A 14976-nucleotide genomic window follows, 5' to 3' on the forward strand; every position below is an offset into this window, starting at 1 on the left:
GGAAGCCCCGGCGCGGGAGCGCCGGGGCCAACCGCGCCGACCGGCGCCCTACCCCGCCGGACGCCCCGCCGGGTGCCCCGCCGGACCGAACCAGCGCGCCAGCGCCTCCTCCAGGCCCTCCCCGGCCCCCGGCTCCTCGCCCACCCACGCCACGTGCCCGTCCGGACGCAGCAGCACCGCCGCGGCGCCCAGCTCCGGGCAGCCGTCCACCAGCACGTCCACCCGGTCCTCCCGACCCGCCGCGGACAGCAGCCCCGAGCGGTCCAGCAGCAGGCCCCGCCCCGCGTGCATCCGCCCGTACAGCCGCCCCGGCGGCGGGGCGTCGACCAGCTGCACGTCCCGCTGGCGGCGGCCCAGCAGGGCCGGGCCCGGGCCGAAGTCGTACCGGACGTCCACGCCCGAGATCACGCCCGTGACGTACCGGTTGACGTCCGGGAAGTCCATCAGCCGGGCGAACACCCCGCGCAGCGCCACCGCGCCCGGGGAGGTGCCCAGCAGCGTCATCTGCGCCCGGGTGTGCGCGATCACCGCCGCACCCACCGGGTGCCGCTCCGCGTGGTACGTGTCCAGCAGGCCCGGCGGGGCCCAGCCGGCCACCTCGGCGGCCAGCTTCCAGCCCAGGTTGAACGCGTCCTGCACGCCCAGGTTCAGGCCCTGGCCGCCCGTCGGCGGATGGACGTGCGCCGCGTCGCCCGCCAGCAGCACCCGGCCCGCCCGGTACCGCTCCGCCTGGCGCGTCGCGTCCCCGAAGCGGGACAGCCAGCGCGGCGAGTGCACCCCGAAGTCGGTGCCCGCCACCGCGCGCAGCCGGGACCGGAACTCCTCCAGCGTCGGCGCCGCGCGGTCCTCCGACACGCCCTCCGCCGGAACGATCACCCGGTACACCCCGCCGCCCTCGTGGTGCAGCCCGAACCGCAGCTCCGTGCGCCGGACCTCCGCCACCACCTCGGCGATCCGCACCGGATCCTCCGTGGCCTCCATCTGCCCCAGCAGCGTCTGCACCGTCGCCGGTTCGCCCGGGAACGCCACGCCCGCCAGCCGGCGCACCGTGCTGCGCCCGCCGTCGCACCCCACCAGCCAGCGCGCCCGCAACCGCGAGCCGTCCGCCAGCTCCGCCGCCACCCCCTCCTCGTCCTGGAGCAGGCCCACCACCTCGCAGCCGCGCCGCAGTTGCGCGCCCAACTCCTCGGCCCGCTCCCACAGCAACTGCTCCGTCACCGGCTGCGGCGTCGCCAGCCCGTACGGATGCGCCGTGTCCATCCCCTCCGGCCACTCCCGGGCCTCGCCCGCGAACAGCCCGCCGACCCGGAACTCCTTGCTCACCGCCCGGAACCGCTCCAACAGCCCGCGCTGGTCCATCACCTCCACGCTGCGCGCGTGCAACCCCTGCCCCCGGGACTCCCCGGTCGGTGCCGTCAACCGCTCGAGGACCACCACCTCCACCCCGTGCAGCCGCAGCTCGCACGCCAGCATCAACCCGGTCGGCCCGCCGCCGACCACCAGTACGTCGATCATCAACCCTCCGAAAACGCCCGAAAAGTGATTTTCCGTCAGCTTGCGGGCGAATGACCCGCAAAGCTCCCGTTCACGCCTCCGAGCGGACATTCTGGGCCACCGACCGGCCCTTGCGGCAAGGCCCCCGGGGCGCGCTACCTTGGAAGTGGCGGGAGGGGCGGGCCGGGGGCGGAAAAGCAGTCGCCTCCCGCCCGGAGGAACCCCGGGACGGGAGGCGGGTGCGACGGGTCCGGCTCAGCGGACCACGTCGAAGACGTTCTTCTGCACGCCGTTGGAGTACGCCTCGGACTCGACCAGTTCGAGCTTCTGCGCGTCCTTGTCGGTGTCGCTGAACAGGCGCTTGCCCGCGCCCAGCAGCAGCGGGAACACCAGCAGGTGGTAGCGGTCGACCAGGCCCGCGTCCGACAGCGCGTGGTTCAGCCGCGCGCTGCCGTGCACGATGATCGGGCCGCCCTCGGTCTCCTTCAGCGCGGCCACCTCGTCCACCGAGCGCAGGATCGTGGTCGGCCCCCAGTCGGAGACCAGGTCGTCCTCGCCGAAGGTGGTCGACACCACGTACTTCGGCAGGTCCTTGTACCGGGCGAACTCCACCATCCCCGGCCACACCGGGCTGAACGCCTGGTAGCTGACCCGGCCCAGCAGCATCGCGGCGGCCTCCTCCTGCTCCCGGCCCTTGATCTCGAACGCCTCGGGGACGAACGCGACGTCCTTGAACGTCCAGCCGGAGTTGCGGTAGCCCGGCTCGCCGCCGGGGGCCTCCATCACGCCGTCCAGGGAGACGAAGGCGGAGCTGATCAACGTGCGCATCGGTGGTACCTCGTTCTGTGGGAAGGGACGGAAGACGGCTCGGGTCAGGAGACGGAAGCGGCCAGGGCGGACAGCCAGTGCTGCCAGGCGGCTTCGGGCGCGGCGGGGGACCGTTCGGTGAACAGGTGGTGGAACAGCAGCACCACGCCCGCCGGGTGCAGGAAGGAGTACAGGCCGTCGGCGGTGCGAACGGCGAAACGATCTTCGTCCGACCATACCAACTCGCCGTCCAGCGGGGGAAGTCCGGCCAGGTCGGCGCGCACCCGGGTGCCGACCGGCGGGTCGGACGGGAGGGCGAGGGCGGCGGTCAGCGCGGCCCGGACCCGGTCGGCGGGCAGGCCGGCGGTCGGCTGCACGGCGAACACCGGGACGCCGGTGCGGCCCGCGAAGTGCGTCAGGTACTCGCGCAGCGTGTGCAGGTGGAACGGCCAGCCGCGGCGCAGCGCGTCGTACTCGTCCGCCCAGTCGTCGCCCAGCATGCCGCTGTGCACCACCCGCAGCACGGTGCTGCCGCCGTCGCGACCCTCGATCAGGTACTCGAAGGCCATGAAGCGGCCGTCCCCGCCCGGCTCGGTGCGGGTCGCGAAGCGCTTGCCCGGCTCGTAGGCGGTGACGGTGGAGGTCTCCCGGTGGCCGCCGGTCTCCATCGAGGCCGACCCGCCGACCTGCGGGTCGACCTCGTTGCGGCCCATGAACCAGGAGTCGATGCCCGGGCCGGTGGCGATCGCCTCCCAGACCTGCTCCGGGTCGGCCGGCAGGGCCAGCTCGAATTCCAGCTCGAAGGGGTGCGGCATGGCGTCAGTTCTCCTGCGGGGCGGGGGAGTCGGTGGGGGGACGGGGGGTGTCGGGGTCGTCGGGGTCGTCGGGGGAGGGGGGTGGGGCGGTGGGGATCTGGTGCAGGCCGACCACCAGCCGGTGGTCGCGGCCCTGCGGGGCGGACTCGTCGTGGTAGCGGCTGACCAGGGCGGCGACCGCCTGCGAGAGCTCCTCGGCGAACGCCGCCCGGTCGGCCGCCGAGGCGAAGCGGATCCGGGCGTCGATCCCGAACGAGGCCACCCGCTGCCGGGCCCGGGCCGCGCCGGTCAGCAGCGACCCGACCTCCTGCACCAGCCGGGCACCCAGCGCCAGCAGCCAGCGCGCCGAGAGCTGGTCCGGCGAACGGGACGGGTCCGGGCTGACCGCGGCGAGCGCGGCGGGCGAGATCACGTACGAGGCCGCCGTCGCCCGGTACACCCGCTCCGTCATGTTCCCCTTCCGGCGCTCCTCGGCCAGTTCGACCAGGCCGTGCCGTTCCAGCTCCTTCAGGTGGTAGTTGACCTTCTGCCGGGGCAGCCCCAGCCGGGCGGCCAGCGCGGCGGCCGAGCCGGGCTCGGCCAGGGCGGCGAGGAGGCGGGCCCGCATGGGGTCCAACGAGGCCTCGGCGGCGGCGGGTTCTTCGATCACGGCAACGTCCAGCACCCCTCCAGGATGGCGCCGACAACTTTTCCTGTCAAGGAGGAAGAATTTGTCCGTGTGGTACCGGAGGGGTGCTGGACGGGAGCGGCGGGTGCGGGACGGGCGGGTGCGGGGCGGGCGGGGTGCCAGGCGGCCGGGTCAGAGCGCCGTGCGGGCCACCCGGCGGAAGGTGAGGTAGAGCGCGACCCCGGCGACGGCGGCCAGCAGCGCGGTCTCCACCAACTGCATCGGGAGCAGGTGCGAGACGGGGTGGACCCGGGCCCAGGTGGGGTAGAGGGTGGTGCGGCTGTTGCAGTCCATCCCGGCCAGGCAGACGGTGTTGGCCACCCGGCTGCCGTCGGGCAGGACGTAGCCGCCCTCCACCACCCAGGAGCCGGAGGGCTGCACGAACTGCATGCTCCAGGAGGTCTTCCAGGAGGGCGCGTCGGTGAGCGGGAGGAAGTGCACCCGCACCGCGTGCACCAGCACCTGGCTCAGGCCCACGACGACACCGGTGACCGGCACCGCCAGCACGGTGCGGCGCAGGAACTGGCCGATCGCCGCGCCGACGGCCAGGGCGTACAGCGACCAGGCGACCGGGGCCAGGCCGAGCGCCGGGTAGGTCATCCCCTGGAACGCCGGGTCGGACGGCGGGTCGAGCCGGTAGACGTCCCAGTACCAGAGCGAGGTGGACACGGCCGCCAGTGCGCCGACCGACACCAGCACCAGCAGCGCGGGAACGGCCAGCCGGGTCCGCAGCCAGCGGGTCGGGGACACCGACTGGACGCGGACCAGCCGGATCGTGCCCTGCTCGTGCTCCTGGGACAGCAGCGGCGCACCGATGAACATGCCGATCAGGACCGGCAGGACGAAGATCGCCGGTTCCACCTGGTCCGTGAAGTGGGCGAGCAGGCCGATGCGCAGCAGCGCGCTGTCGGGGTCGATCGCACCCAGCGTGCTCCGGAACACGAAGTGGCCGACCAGCAGGACGAGGACGGCGAGGAGCACCGTTGCGCCGAGCGTCCGGGCGGCGGTGCGGCTCTGCCGCCAGGCCAGCCAGGTCAGGCCGCTCGGGCGGAACGGGCGCAGCGGGGAGCGGCGTCCGGAGGAGTCCGCCCCGGCCTCGGCGGTGCCGGGGGAGGCGGGGGCCGGGCCGGACAGTTGTGCGGTGCTCATGAGGCGGCCTCGCTGGTGACGGGGGACGGACGGTCGGTGGTGGGGGCGCCGGTGTCGGCGTTCTGGGCGTGCCCGGCGGCGGCGCCGCGCAGGTGGGCGAGCAGCAGCTCGTCCAGGCGCGGGCGCTCCTGCGTCCAGGGCGCGGGGGGCGGGGCCGGGTCGGGGTGGTGCAGCAGTCCCGTGGCCCGGCGGCCGGTGACGCGCCACTCGACGGCCTCGCCCGGCGGGCGCTCCAGGTCAGCGGGGCCGGAGACCAGGCGGTGGGCGTCCAGCAGTTCGTCCACCCCGCCCGCCAGTCGCACCCGGCCGGAGTGGAGCAGCAGGACGTGGTCCACGACCTCCTCCAGCTCCGTCAGGGTGTGCGAGGAGATCAGCACGGTGGTCCCGCGGTCGGCGGCGTCCGACAGCAGGACGCCCAGCAGGTCGTGCCGGACCAGTGGGTCCAGATCGGCCAACGGCTCGTCCAGCAGCAGCAGTTCGGGCTGCTTGCCGATGGCGAGGGCCAGGGCGAGCCGACTGCGCTGGCCGCCGGAGAGCGATCCGACCTTCGCGTCCTGCTTCAACTCGGCCAGCCGGAGCACGCGTTCGGCGAGGGCCTGGTTCCAGGACGGGTTGAGCTCGCGGCCCATCCGCAGGGTGTCGGCCACCGTGAAGGACCGGTACAGCGGCTTGTCCTGCGCCGCGAAGCCGATCCGGGCCCGCAGTCCGTCCCCGTCCCCGCGTCCGTCCGGGGTCAACGGACTGCCGAACAGCCGGAGTTCACCCTCCGACGGTGCGCAGAGCATGGCCGCCAGGGCGAACAGTGTGCTCTTGCCCGCCCCGTTCGGCCCCATCACGCCGCAGATCCGCCCGGTCGGCACCGCGAAGTCGCAGTGGCGCAGCGCCCACGGCCCGGTCGCACCGCCGAACCTCTTCCCCAACCCCACTGCCTGCACGGCGAACTGATCGTCCGTCAATTTCTCCACTGCTCCCCCTCGTCTGTCGGGTCACCCTGTCGCGTCCGGCGCCGGGCCGGGGCGGAGACCGGTCGCGAAGCGCTGGTCCAGCACGGAGGCCACCAGCGCGGCGACGTCCTCCCGGTCGAGTCCGGCGCCCCGGGCCCGGTCCACCCAGGCGGTCAACTCGGCGCGCAACGGCCCGTCCTCGGCGGCCTCCGGCCGGGCCAGCGAGCGGAGGACGAACGTCCCCAGTCCCGGCCGGGGTGCCACCAGGCCCGCGCGCTCCAGCTCCCGGTACGCCTTGAGCACGGTGTTGGGATTGACCGCCGTGAGCTCCACCACCTCACGGGCCGTGGGGAGCTTGTCCCCCGGCCGCAGCACGCCGAGCCGCAGGGCCTGTTCGGTCTGCTGCACGATCTGCTGGTAGGTCGGGACGCCGCTGCGCCGGTCGAGGCGGTACTCGATCACACCACCATCGCCCTTCCACTAATTGATTAGTGGAATAGTGATGCAGGGCTGACGGAACGTCAAATCGGTTCGGGAGGAGGCGGGCCGGGGCCTTCCGGCGGAAACTCGCGTGCGGGTGCCGCGCCCGCGACCTAGGCTGCGCCCTCGGGGGGCGGCTGCCCCTGGTTGACCGGAGGAGGACGGGGCATGACCAGTCGACTGTTCGCGATCTGCTGCGACGCGACCCGACCGGCGGACCTGGCGCGCTTCTGGTCCGGGGTCCTGGGGTGGGAGTCGGTCGGCGGCTCGGAGGGGGAGGCCGTCATCCTGCCTCCGGGCCCGGGCGCCGCCGGGTTCCGCATCCGGTTCCGGCCGAACGGGAAGCCGAAGACGGGGCCGAACCGGGCCCACTTCGACCTGACGAGCGCCTCTCCGGAGGACCAGCAGCAGATCGTGGCCAGGGCGTTGGGGCTCGGCGGGAAGCACGTCGACGTGGGCCAGCGCCCGGAGGAGGGGCACGTGGTGCTCGCCGATCCGGACGGCAACGAGTTCTGCGTCATCGCGGCCGGGAACGCGTTCCTCGCCGACACCGACGTCATCGGTGCGCTGGCCTGCGACGGCACCCGCGAGGTCGGCCACTTCTGGAGCGGGGCGCTGGGGTGGCCGCTGGTCTGGGACCAGGGCGAGGAGACCGCGATCCAGTCACCGGACGGCGGTACGAAGATCACCTGGGGTGGTCCCCCGGTGGCGCCGAAGACGGGCCCGAACAGGCTGCAGTTCGAGCTGGCGCTCCCCGTCGGCGCCGACCGGGAGGCGGAGGTCGACCGCCTGGTCGCGCTCGGCGCGACGCGCGGCGGCGCCGGCCCCGGGGAAGGCGGCCGGGTGCTGATGCTCGACCCCGACGGCAACGAGTTCTCCGTGGGGACGCCCCGGTAGGGGACCGCCGTCGGGCGGCGTCCCCCGGGGCGTCCCGTCGGGCGGCGTCCTACCGGGTGCCGGTGGCGTAGCGGTTGGCCGGACGGGGGAGGCGGAGCAGGCCGCGGAGGGTGTCGGCCTCGTAGGCGGTGCGGAAGGCGTGGCGGCGGCGGAGCTCGGGGACGAGGCCGGTGGTGATCGCGGTGAGGTCGTGGGGGAGGGCGCCGGGGCGCAGGCGGAAGCCGTCCAGGCCCGCCCCGCGCCAGTCGAGCAGCAGGTCGGCGAGTTCGCCGGGGGTGCCGGTGAAGACCTCGGCGTCGGAGGCGTACGGGGCGCCGTCCAGGTCGTCGAGGCGGCGCTTGCGGGCGGCGGCCCGGCCGGGTCGCTCGTCCAGGAACACCACCAGGTCGGCGAAGACCTTCAGCGGCTGCGGGAGCGGGCGGGGGTGGGTGGCGGAGGCGGCGGCGAGGGCGTCGAGGCGGGCGGTGGTGTCGGCGCGCGAGTGCGGGGTCAGGTAGACCAGGTCGGCCGCGGCGGCGGCGAGTCCGTACGGCGTGCTCGCGTGGGCGAGGACGGTCACCAGGGGCTGGCCCTGCGGCGGGCGCGGGGTGATGGACGGGCCGCGGACGGAGAAGTGCGCGCCGGTGAAGTCGACGTGGTGCAGTTTGGCGGCGTCCAGGTAGCGGCCGGTCGCGGTGTCGCGGATCACCGCGTCGTCCTCCCAGCTGTCCCAGAGCCGGCGGACGGCCTCGGCCACCTCGTGGGCCTCGTCGAAGAGTTCGCGCAGCCGGGCGGCGATCAGTTCGGAGTCGCGGACGTCGGCGTCGGTGAGCTGCGGGGTGGTGCGGCGGCCGAAGTGGGCGGCGTCGGCGGCGCGGGAGGTGATCTGCGGGCGCCAGCCCGCGCGTCCCCGGCTGGCGTGGTCGAGCGAGGCGATGCCGGTGGCCAGGTGGAACGGCTCGGTGTGGGTGACGTTGGTGGTCGGGACCAGGCCGATGCGCGAGGTCAGCGGGGCGAGCGCGGCCGCCAGCAGGACGGCGTCCAGGCGGCCGCGGACCTGGTCGGTGCGGTCGTCGGGGTGGTGGGGGGCGGCGGACTGGAGGGCGAGCGCGTCCTCGAAGGTGACGAAGTCGAGCAGGCCGCGTTCGGCCTCGCGGACCAGGTCGGCCCAGTAGCGGGCGGTGAGGACCTCGGCGGGCCGGGCGTCCGGCTCCCGCCAGGCGGCGGGGTGCCAGCCGGTGCCGTCCAGGGCGACGGCCAGGTGCAGGCGGGGCGTCACGGGGTCTCCTCGAAGGGGCGGCGGGCGGGCTTCAGCCCGAGGTGGTCGCGGAGCGTGGTGCCGGTGTAGTCGGCGCGGTGGACGCCCAGCTCCTGGAGCAGCGGCACCACCCGGTCGACGAACTCGTCCAGCCCGCCGGGCACCGTGTGCGGGGAGAGGACGAAGCCGTCGGCGGCGTCGCCCTGCACGAACGCGTTCATGGCGTCGGCCACCTGGCGCGGCGTGCCGACGAAGGTGGGCCGGGCGGTGAGCTCGGTGACCAGGCCCCGGGTGCTCAGCCCGCGCTCCTCGGCGACCTCGCGCCAGAGTCGGACGGTCTCCTCGCGGCCCCGGCTGCGGTACTGGGTGTGCCCCCGGGTGACGACGCCCTCCGGCACCGGGTCGACCTCCGGCAGCGGGCCGTCCGGGTCGTGGCCGGACAGGTCGCGGCCCCAGACCGCCTCGACCAGCATTAGCGCGGTCTGCGGGCTCACCTGCGCGCGGGCGACCTGCTCCGCGCGCTCGGCGGCCTCCGCGGGGGTGTCGCCCAGGACGTAGCTCACCGACGGGATGATCTTCAGGTCGGCCGGGGAGCGCCCGTACGTCGCCAGCCGCGCCTTGACGTCCCGGTAGAAGGCCCGGCCGCCCGCCGGGTCGGCGTGCCGGCTGAAGATGACGTCGGCGTCGGCGGCCGCGAACTCGCGGCCCTCGGCGGAGTCGCCCGCCTGGATGATCACCGGGTGCCCCTGCGGGCCGGGCGGGGTGCTGAACCGGCCGGAGACGTCGAAGTGCCGCCCCCGGTGGGCGAACCGGCCCGCCCCGGCCCGGGCGAACTCGCCGGAGGCGGCGTCCGCCCGGAGGTCACCCGGCCGCCAGCTGTCCCACAACTCCCGTGCGGTGTGCAGGAACTCGACGGCCCGGGAGTAGCGGTCGGCCTCGTCGAGGAAGCCGCCGCGGCGGAAGTTCTCGCCGGTGAAGGCGTCGTGGCTGGTCACCACGTTCCAGGCGGCCCGGCCGCCGCTCAGGTGGTCCAGGGTGGCCAGCCGCCGGGCCACCTCGTACGGCTCGTTGAAGGTGGAGTTGACCGTCGCGGCCAGCCCGAGGTGCGTGGTGACGGCGGACAGCGCGCTGAGCACGGTCAGCGACTCGGGCCGCCCCGCCACGTCCAGGTCGTGCACCCGGCCCTTGTGCTCGCGCAGCCGCAGGCCCTCGGAGAGGAAGAGGAAGTCGAACCGGCCGCGTTCGGCGGTCCGGGCGAGGTGGGCGAAGGAGTCGAAGTCGATCTGGCTCCCGGCGGCCGGGTCGGACCAGACGACGGTGTGCTGGACGCTCGGGAACTGGGCGGCGAGGTGGACCTGCTTGAGGGGGCGGGCGGACACGGGACGACCTCCGGAGGGGGTGGGGACGGGTTCAGGCGCGGCGGGCGGGGAAGCCGTGCGCGCGGGCGCCGAGCACCACGGCCAGCACCGGGGCCAGCAGGGCCAGTACGCTCCAGGGCAGCGACGCGGCGCCCGCGGCGTCCAGCAGCACCCCGCCCAGGACGCCGCCGCCCGCCATCGCCGCGTTCCAGAGCGTGACCAGCATCGCCTGCGCCGCGTCCGCCCGTTCGCCCCCGGCGTCGCCGACCGCGGTCTGCAGCAGCGTCGGCACGCCGCCCCAGCCCAGGCCCCACAGCGCCGCTGCCGCGTACACCAGCGCGGGCACGTCCGAGAGCAGCCCCAGCACGGCGGCCGCGACGGCCACCAGCACGGCACCGGCGACGGTCAGCACCCGCAGCCGGCCGTGGATCAGCGCCCCGGTGACCCAGACGCCCACCAGCGAGGCGACGCCGAACACCAGCAGCACCAGGTCGGTCGAACCGCCCATCCCCAGGTCGTCCAGGTAGCTCGCCACGTACGCGTACAGCACGGTGTGCGCCAGCACGAACACCAGCGTCACGAACAGCACCGGCACCACCCCCGGGACGGCCAGCGCCCCCAGGATCCGCTCCCGCCGCTCCGGCGGCTGCCCCGGCAGGTCCGGCACCGCCGCCGCGGTCCAGCCGAGGACCACCAGCGCGAGCGCCGTCATCGCCAGGAACGCCACCCGCCAGTCGGTGGCCCCGGCCAGGAACGTCCCCGCGGGCACGCCCAGCGAGAGCGCCACCGGGATGCCCGTCATCACGACCGCGATCGCCCGGCCCTGCAGGTGGACGGGCGCCAACCGGCGGGCGTACCCCGCCAGCAGCGCCCAGGCCAGGCCCGCCGCCACCCCCGCCAGGAAGCGCGCCGCGAGGGTCAGCGGGTAGGAGGAGGACAGCGCGGTGACGGTGTTGGCGACGGCGAAGGCGCCCGTGGCCGACAGCAGCAGCCGCTTGCGGCGCCAGGCCGCGGTGGCGGCGGTCAGCGGGATCGCGGTCAGCGCGGTGCCCACCGCGTACACCGTCACCGCCTGGCCCGCCGCCGACTCGCCGACCCCCAGGTCGGCGCCCAGCGCGGGCAGCACGCCCGCGGGCAGCGTCTCGGTCAGGCTGGTCACGAACACCGCCGTGGCCAGCGCCAGCAGCGCCGACAGCGGCAGGCCGTCGCGGCGAACTCGCTGGCGGGGAAGGGTCTCTGAGGGATCGTGGACTGGTGACCGGGTGCTCATGGCGGCTATGGTGAAACCCTCACACCAGTGTGAGGGTCAACGCGGCTCGACGTGAGGTGGATCACAGTGGGAAGCCTGCGCATCGGTCAGCTGTCGGAGCGCACCAACACCTCCCGGCGGCTGCTGCGCTACTACGAGGAACAGCAGCTGATCGTCTCCACCCGGGCCGCCAACGGCTACCGCGAGTACGACGAGCGGCTGGCCGACCGCGTGCTGCAGATCCGCGGACTGCTCGACGCCGGGCTGCCCACCCGGATCATCAGACAGATCCTGCCCTGCCTCGACAAGCCCCGCACCATCCACTTCTCCGACGCCACCCCCGAGATGATCGCCACCCTGACCGAGGAGCGCGACCGGATCACCCAGCGGATCAACTGCCTGGTCCGCAACCGGGACGCGATGAACGAGTACCTGGAGGTGGTCACCGGCGGCGACCCGGCGGCCACCGGCTGAACCTCACCCGGGCCGTCCGGGCCGGAGCCTCACCCGTCCGGCCGATCGGCCTTGCGGGCGGCGGCCGGGGGCGGAAGCGTCCGTTCGGGGGCCCTTCCGGCCCCCGGTCCGGACGCGAGGGAGCGCACCACCATGATGTCGGACGACCTGCGGACGCTCGCCCACGAGGCGTACGTGTACCTCTACCCGCTGGTGACCATGGACGTCACCCGCCACCAGTCGGTCTCCGCGCCCCCGGGGACCAAACCGCTCTTCGGACCGCCCAACGAGTTCCACCACCTGCGGGAGTTCCCGTCCGCGGAGTTCCGCTCGGTGGTGCGGCCCAACTTCGACACCCTGTACTCCTCCGCCTGGCTGGACCTGCGGGAAGGCCCGGTGCAGCTGCACGTCTCGGACACCGGCGGCCGCTACTTCATGGTCCCGCTGCTGGACATGTGGACCGACGTGTTCGCCACCCTCGGCCCGCGCACCACCGGCTCCGGCGACCAGGACTACCTGGTGGTCGGCCCCGACCACCGGGGCGAACTCCCGGTCGGGGCCAGGGTGCTGCGCTCGCCCACCCCGTACGCGTGGGTGATCGGGCGGATCCAGACCAACGGGCCCGCCGACTACGAGAAGGTCCGGCGGATCCAGGACGGCCTCGTGGCGAAGGCCCTCCACCCGGTCGAGCACCGGGTCGACCCGACGGTGGACGCCGTCAGCGACCCGCTGGCCACCGTCAACGGGTTCGGCGCCGTCGAGTTCTTCACCCGCGCCGCCCGCGCCCTGGCCGTCAACCCGCCGCACCCCACGGACTTCTCCGTGCTGGCCCGCATCGCCGCCCTCGGCATCGTCCCCGGCCGGGAGTTCGACCCCGCCCGGTTCTCCGACGCCGAGACCGCGGCGCTGGAGGCCGGGGCCCGTTCCGCCCGGGAGGCGATCATGGCCTCCCCCGCCACCATCGGCAGCCCCGTCAACGGCTGGCGCGTCACCGTCGAGACCATGGGCGTCTACGGCAACGCCTACTTCAAGCGGGCCGCCGTCGCCGCGATCGGACTGGGCGCCAACCCGCCGGAGGACGCGATCTACCCCGTCCTGACCGTCGACGCGGACGGCCGCCCCGTCACCGGCGAGCACGACTACCTGCTGCACTTCCCCGCGGACGGCCTGCCGCCCGTCCAGGCGTTCTGGTCGGTGACGATGTACGACGCCCAGGGCTTCCAGGTCGCCAACGAGATCGACCGCTTCGCCCTGGGCGACCGCGACCCGCTCGCCTACAACGCCGACGGCTCGCTCGACCTGCTGGTCTCCCACCGCGACCCCGGCCCCGAACGCCGGTCCAACTGGCTGCCCGCGCCGAACGGACCGCTCGGCCTCACCCTGCGCCTGTACGCGCCCCGGCCGGAGGCCCTCGACGGGCGCTGGAGCCCGCCCGCCGTCCGCCGGATCGGCTGAGACCACCGGCCCCGGCTAGAACTCCGGGGCGAGGCGGGTCGCGGTCTCCAGCAGCAGGGCGTGGACGAAGGACTGCGGGAGGTTGCCGCGCAGTTGGCGCTGGGCGACGTCGTACTCCTCGGCGTAGAGACCGGCCGGGCCGCAGGCGGCGCGGTTGCGCTCGTACCAGCGCAGCGCCTCCGGCAGGCGACCCTGGGCCAGCAGCGACAGGGAGACCAGGAACCCGCAGAGCAGGAACGCGCCCTCGGCCTCGGCGAGCGGGCCGGGGCCGTGGCGGAAGCGGTAGCAGTGGTGGTCCTCGGCCAGCTCGGCGAGGACCGCCTCCAGGGTGGCCCGGCTGGGGCGGGCCCGGGGCGGGACGGCGCCGCGCAGGGCGGGCAGCAGCAGGGCCGCGTCCACCGCCGGGTCGGTCGGGGAGCGCTGCCAACGCCCGCTCGGGTGCAGGGAGTCGGTGAGCGCGGTGGCGGTCAGGCGCTCGGCCAGCGGCAGCCAGTCCGGGCGGTGCAGGGCCTCCGAGGCGGCCCGCAGACCGGCCGCGCAGGTCAGGCGGCTGTGCGTCCAGTGGTCGGGGCCGAGCTCCCAGATGCCGCTGTCCGGGTCGCGGTGCCGGGCGGCGATCGCCTCGACCGCGACCTTGGCGGCCCGGCGCCCGTCCGCGTCCAACTGGTCGTGCCGGGCGGCGGCGGACAGCAGCAGCAGCGCCTCGCCGAACCCGTCGAGCTGGAACTGCCGCCGCACCCGGTTCCCCGCCACGTCGAACCCGCCCGGGTAGCCCGGCAGTTCGAGCCTGCGCAGGTCCGGCACCGGCCTGCCGTCGACGGTGTACGCGGGCGCCAGGCGCGGCCCGTCCGCGAGCAGCCGGGCCGCCACGAAGCGCGCCGAACCCGCCAGCAGCGGGTGCGGGCCGCGGGCCGCGACCGCCTGGCCGATGTACGCCTGGTCGCGGATCCACACGTACCGGTAGTCGTAGTTGCGGCCCTGCTCGGCCCGCTCGGGCAGGCTGGTGGTGGCCGCGGCCACGGTGCCGCCGTCCGGGCCGGTCAGGCCGGTCAGCACGGCGTGCGCGTGCCGGACGTCGCGCGCACCCGGCAGGCCCGCCAGCTCGGCCGGGGCCGGGACGTCCGCCGCCCAGGCCGCCTCCGTCTCCGCCCAGGCCCGGTCCGGGGTGGGCGGGGCGGCGTCGAACGGGCGGTCGGCCAGCTCCAGCACCAGGTCGTGCGCGGCCCCCGCGTCGACGCGCAGCACCGCGTGCAGGCCGCCGCAGCGCCCCGGACGGGCCTCGGGCAGACCGGTCAGCCGGACGTGCAGCGGGCCGGTGCGCAGCGACCAGACGCCCGCCTCGTCCCGGACCGGCTCGGAGGTGCGGGCGGTGCCGAAACCGGCCGCCGGGTGCAGCGACACCTCCAGCTCGGCCGGACCGTCCACCGCCAGGACCCGGCGCAGCAGCACCGTGCGGTGCGCCTGCGCCGGACGGGCCAGCGCCTCCCGGCACTCCACCACCCCGCCCCTGGTCACCCAGCGGCTGCGGTACACCAGCCCGCCGTCCTCGTACCGCCCGCCCGGCACGTACGCCCCGGTCGGCGTCAGGCCGTACCAGCCCGGGCCGCCGATCAGCGCCGACAGCACCGCGTCGCTGTCCCAGCGCGGCGCGCACAGCCAGCTCACCACGCCGTCCGGGCCGAGCAGGGCGCCGCGCCGACCGTCCGCGAGCAGCGCGTACTCGCGCAGCACGTGCGGGGGCGGCGGGGCGCAGGGGCGGGACGCGGCGGGCAGGGCGGGCACGGGCGGCCTCCGGGGATCGGGTGGGGGCTCTCCGGGCGCGGCTTTCCGGCCCGGTGGCGCGGAAACCTCCCCGCCCGGGGCCCGTCCGGTCCGGGGCCCGTCCGGTTCGGGGCCGGTTTCCGTCGCAGGTGGGCGGGCACACGCCTCGGCGCACGCGCCGACCCCCGGTGGGGGCGGCGGAACCCGACC

The 14976-nt window shown here is 75.2% G+C and carries 14 protein-coding genes; 3 read left to right on the forward strand and 11 right to left on the reverse strand.

The genetic code is table 11. The features are described 5' to 3' along the window. Nucleotides 1-48 precede the first annotated feature (48 nt). From QSK52_RS28655 to QSK52_RS28685, 7 genes are all read right to left on the reverse strand, one after another. On the reverse strand, nt 49-1515 hold the full coding sequence (locus QSK52_RS28655) for an FAD-dependent monooxygenase (RefSeq protein ID WP_285739091.1): 1467 nt from the start codon (nt 1513-1515) through the stop codon (nt 49-51). Between the two features lie 234 nt (nt 1516-1749). After that, the gene (locus QSK52_RS28660; protein ID WP_285739092.1) at nt 1750-2322 is read right to left on the reverse strand and encodes a dihydrofolate reductase family protein; all 573 of its coding nucleotides are present in this window, start codon (nt 2320-2322) and stop codon (nt 1750-1752) included. 44 nt (nt 2323-2366) lie between these two features. Next, nucleotides 2367-3116 carry an SRPBCC family protein gene (locus QSK52_RS28665; protein WP_285739093.1) on the reverse strand — a complete coding sequence of 250 codons (750 nt, stop codon included), beginning with the start codon at nt 3114-3116 and terminating at the stop codon, nt 2367-2369. A 4-nt stretch (nt 3117-3120) separates the two neighbouring features. Further along, entirely contained in the window at nt 3121-3780 is a 660-nt protein-coding gene (locus QSK52_RS28670) for a winged helix-turn-helix domain-containing protein (protein WP_285739094.1), read from the reverse strand. Between the two features lie 135 nt (nt 3781-3915). Next, entirely contained in the window at nt 3916-4932 is a 1017-nt protein-coding gene (locus tag QSK52_RS28675; RefSeq protein ID WP_285739095.1) for a hypothetical protein, read from the reverse strand. Then, a complete protein-coding gene (locus QSK52_RS28680; protein WP_285739096.1) occupies nt 4929-5888 on the reverse strand; it encodes an ATP-binding cassette domain-containing protein in 960 nt (319 codons plus the stop codon). Before QSK52_RS28680 ends, QSK52_RS28675 begins: the two co-directional genes overlap by 4 nt. 30 nt (nt 5889-5918) lie before the next feature. Continuing rightward, nucleotides 5919-6338, reverse strand: coding sequence for a GntR family transcriptional regulator (locus QSK52_RS28685; protein ID WP_285739097.1), 420 nt, complete (start codon nt 6336-6338; stop codon nt 5919-5921). Between the two features lie 186 nt (nt 6339-6524). On the opposite strand from QSK52_RS28685, the gene QSK52_RS28690 reads away from it, so the two are divergent. After that, nucleotides 6525-7253 (forward strand): VOC family protein, encoded by a 729-nt coding sequence (locus QSK52_RS28690; RefSeq protein WP_285739098.1) that lies wholly within the window; start codon nt 6525-6527, stop codon nt 7251-7253. 49 nt (nt 7254-7302) lie between these two features. On the opposite strand, the gene QSK52_RS28695 is transcribed toward QSK52_RS28690, so the two are convergent. The 3 genes from QSK52_RS28695 to QSK52_RS28705 are packed head-to-tail and all read right to left on the reverse strand — an operon-like array spanning nt 7303 to nt 11118. Beyond that, on the reverse strand, nt 7303-8511 hold the full coding sequence (locus QSK52_RS28695) for an LLM class flavin-dependent oxidoreductase (protein WP_285739099.1): 1209 nt from the start codon (nt 8509-8511) through the stop codon (nt 7303-7305). After that, the gene (locus QSK52_RS28700) at nt 8508-9869 is read right to left on the reverse strand and encodes an NtaA/DmoA family FMN-dependent monooxygenase (protein WP_285739100.1); all 1362 of its coding nucleotides are present in this window, start codon (nt 9867-9869) and stop codon (nt 8508-8510) included. The genes QSK52_RS28695 and QSK52_RS28700 overlap by 4 nt, the downstream gene beginning before the upstream one ends. 31 nt (nt 9870-9900) lie before the next feature. Next, nucleotides 9901-11118: an MFS transporter gene (locus tag QSK52_RS28705; RefSeq protein WP_285739101.1), complete on the reverse strand. Its 1218-nt coding sequence runs from the start codon at nt 11116-11118 to the stop codon at nt 9901-9903. A 75-nt stretch (nt 11119-11193) separates the two neighbouring features. Between QSK52_RS28705 and QSK52_RS28710 the strand changes: the two genes are divergently transcribed. Next, nucleotides 11194-11571: a MerR family transcriptional regulator gene (locus QSK52_RS28710; RefSeq protein ID WP_285739162.1), complete on the forward strand. Its 378-nt coding sequence runs from the start codon at nt 11194-11196 to the stop codon at nt 11569-11571. Nucleotides 11572-11703: 132 nt separating this feature from the next. Then, nucleotides 11704-13005 carry a DUF1254 domain-containing protein gene (locus QSK52_RS28715; RefSeq protein WP_285739102.1) on the forward strand — a complete coding sequence of 434 codons (1302 nt, stop codon included), beginning with the start codon at nt 11704-11706 and terminating at the stop codon, nt 13003-13005. A 15-nt stretch (nt 13006-13020) separates the two neighbouring features. Here the strand turns inward: QSK52_RS28715 and QSK52_RS28720 are convergent, their stop codons facing one another. Next, entirely contained in the window at nt 13021-14787 is a 1767-nt protein-coding gene (locus tag QSK52_RS28720) for a glycoside hydrolase family 15 protein (RefSeq protein ID WP_285739103.1), read from the reverse strand. Between the last annotated feature and the right edge of the window lie 189 nt (nt 14788-14976).

Source organism: Kitasatospora phosalacinea, from assembly GCF_030268885.1.
Taxonomy (GTDB): domain Bacteria; phylum Actinomycetota; class Actinomycetes; order Streptomycetales; family Streptomycetaceae; genus Kitasatospora; species Kitasatospora phosalacinea_C.

Excerpts from the sequence above, each read along its gene's own strand:
- QSK52_RS28655 (WP_285739091.1), bottom strand. The coding sequence starts at position 1,515 with ATGATCGACGTACTGGTGGTCGGCGGCGGGCCGACCGGGTTGATGCTG.
- QSK52_RS28660 (WP_285739092.1), bottom strand. The coding sequence starts at position 2,322 with ATGCGCACGTTGATCAGCTCCGCCTTCGTCTCCCTGGACGGCGTGATG.
- QSK52_RS28665 (WP_285739093.1), bottom strand. The coding sequence starts at position 3,116 with ATGCCGCACCCCTTCGAGCTGGAATTCGAGCTGGCCCTGCCGGCCGAC.
- QSK52_RS28675 (WP_285739095.1), bottom strand. The coding sequence starts at position 4,932 with ATGAGCACCGCACAACTGTCCGGCCCGGCCCCCGCCTCCCCCGGCACC.
- QSK52_RS28690 (WP_285739098.1), top strand. The coding sequence starts at position 6,525 with ATGACCAGTCGACTGTTCGCGATCTGCTGCGACGCGACCCGACCGGCG.
- QSK52_RS28705 (WP_285739101.1), bottom strand. The coding sequence starts at position 11,118 with ATGAGCACCCGGTCACCAGTCCACGATCCCTCAGAGACCCTTCCCCGC.
- QSK52_RS28715 (WP_285739102.1), top strand. The coding sequence starts at position 11,704 with ATGATGTCGGACGACCTGCGGACGCTCGCCCACGAGGCGTACGTGTAC.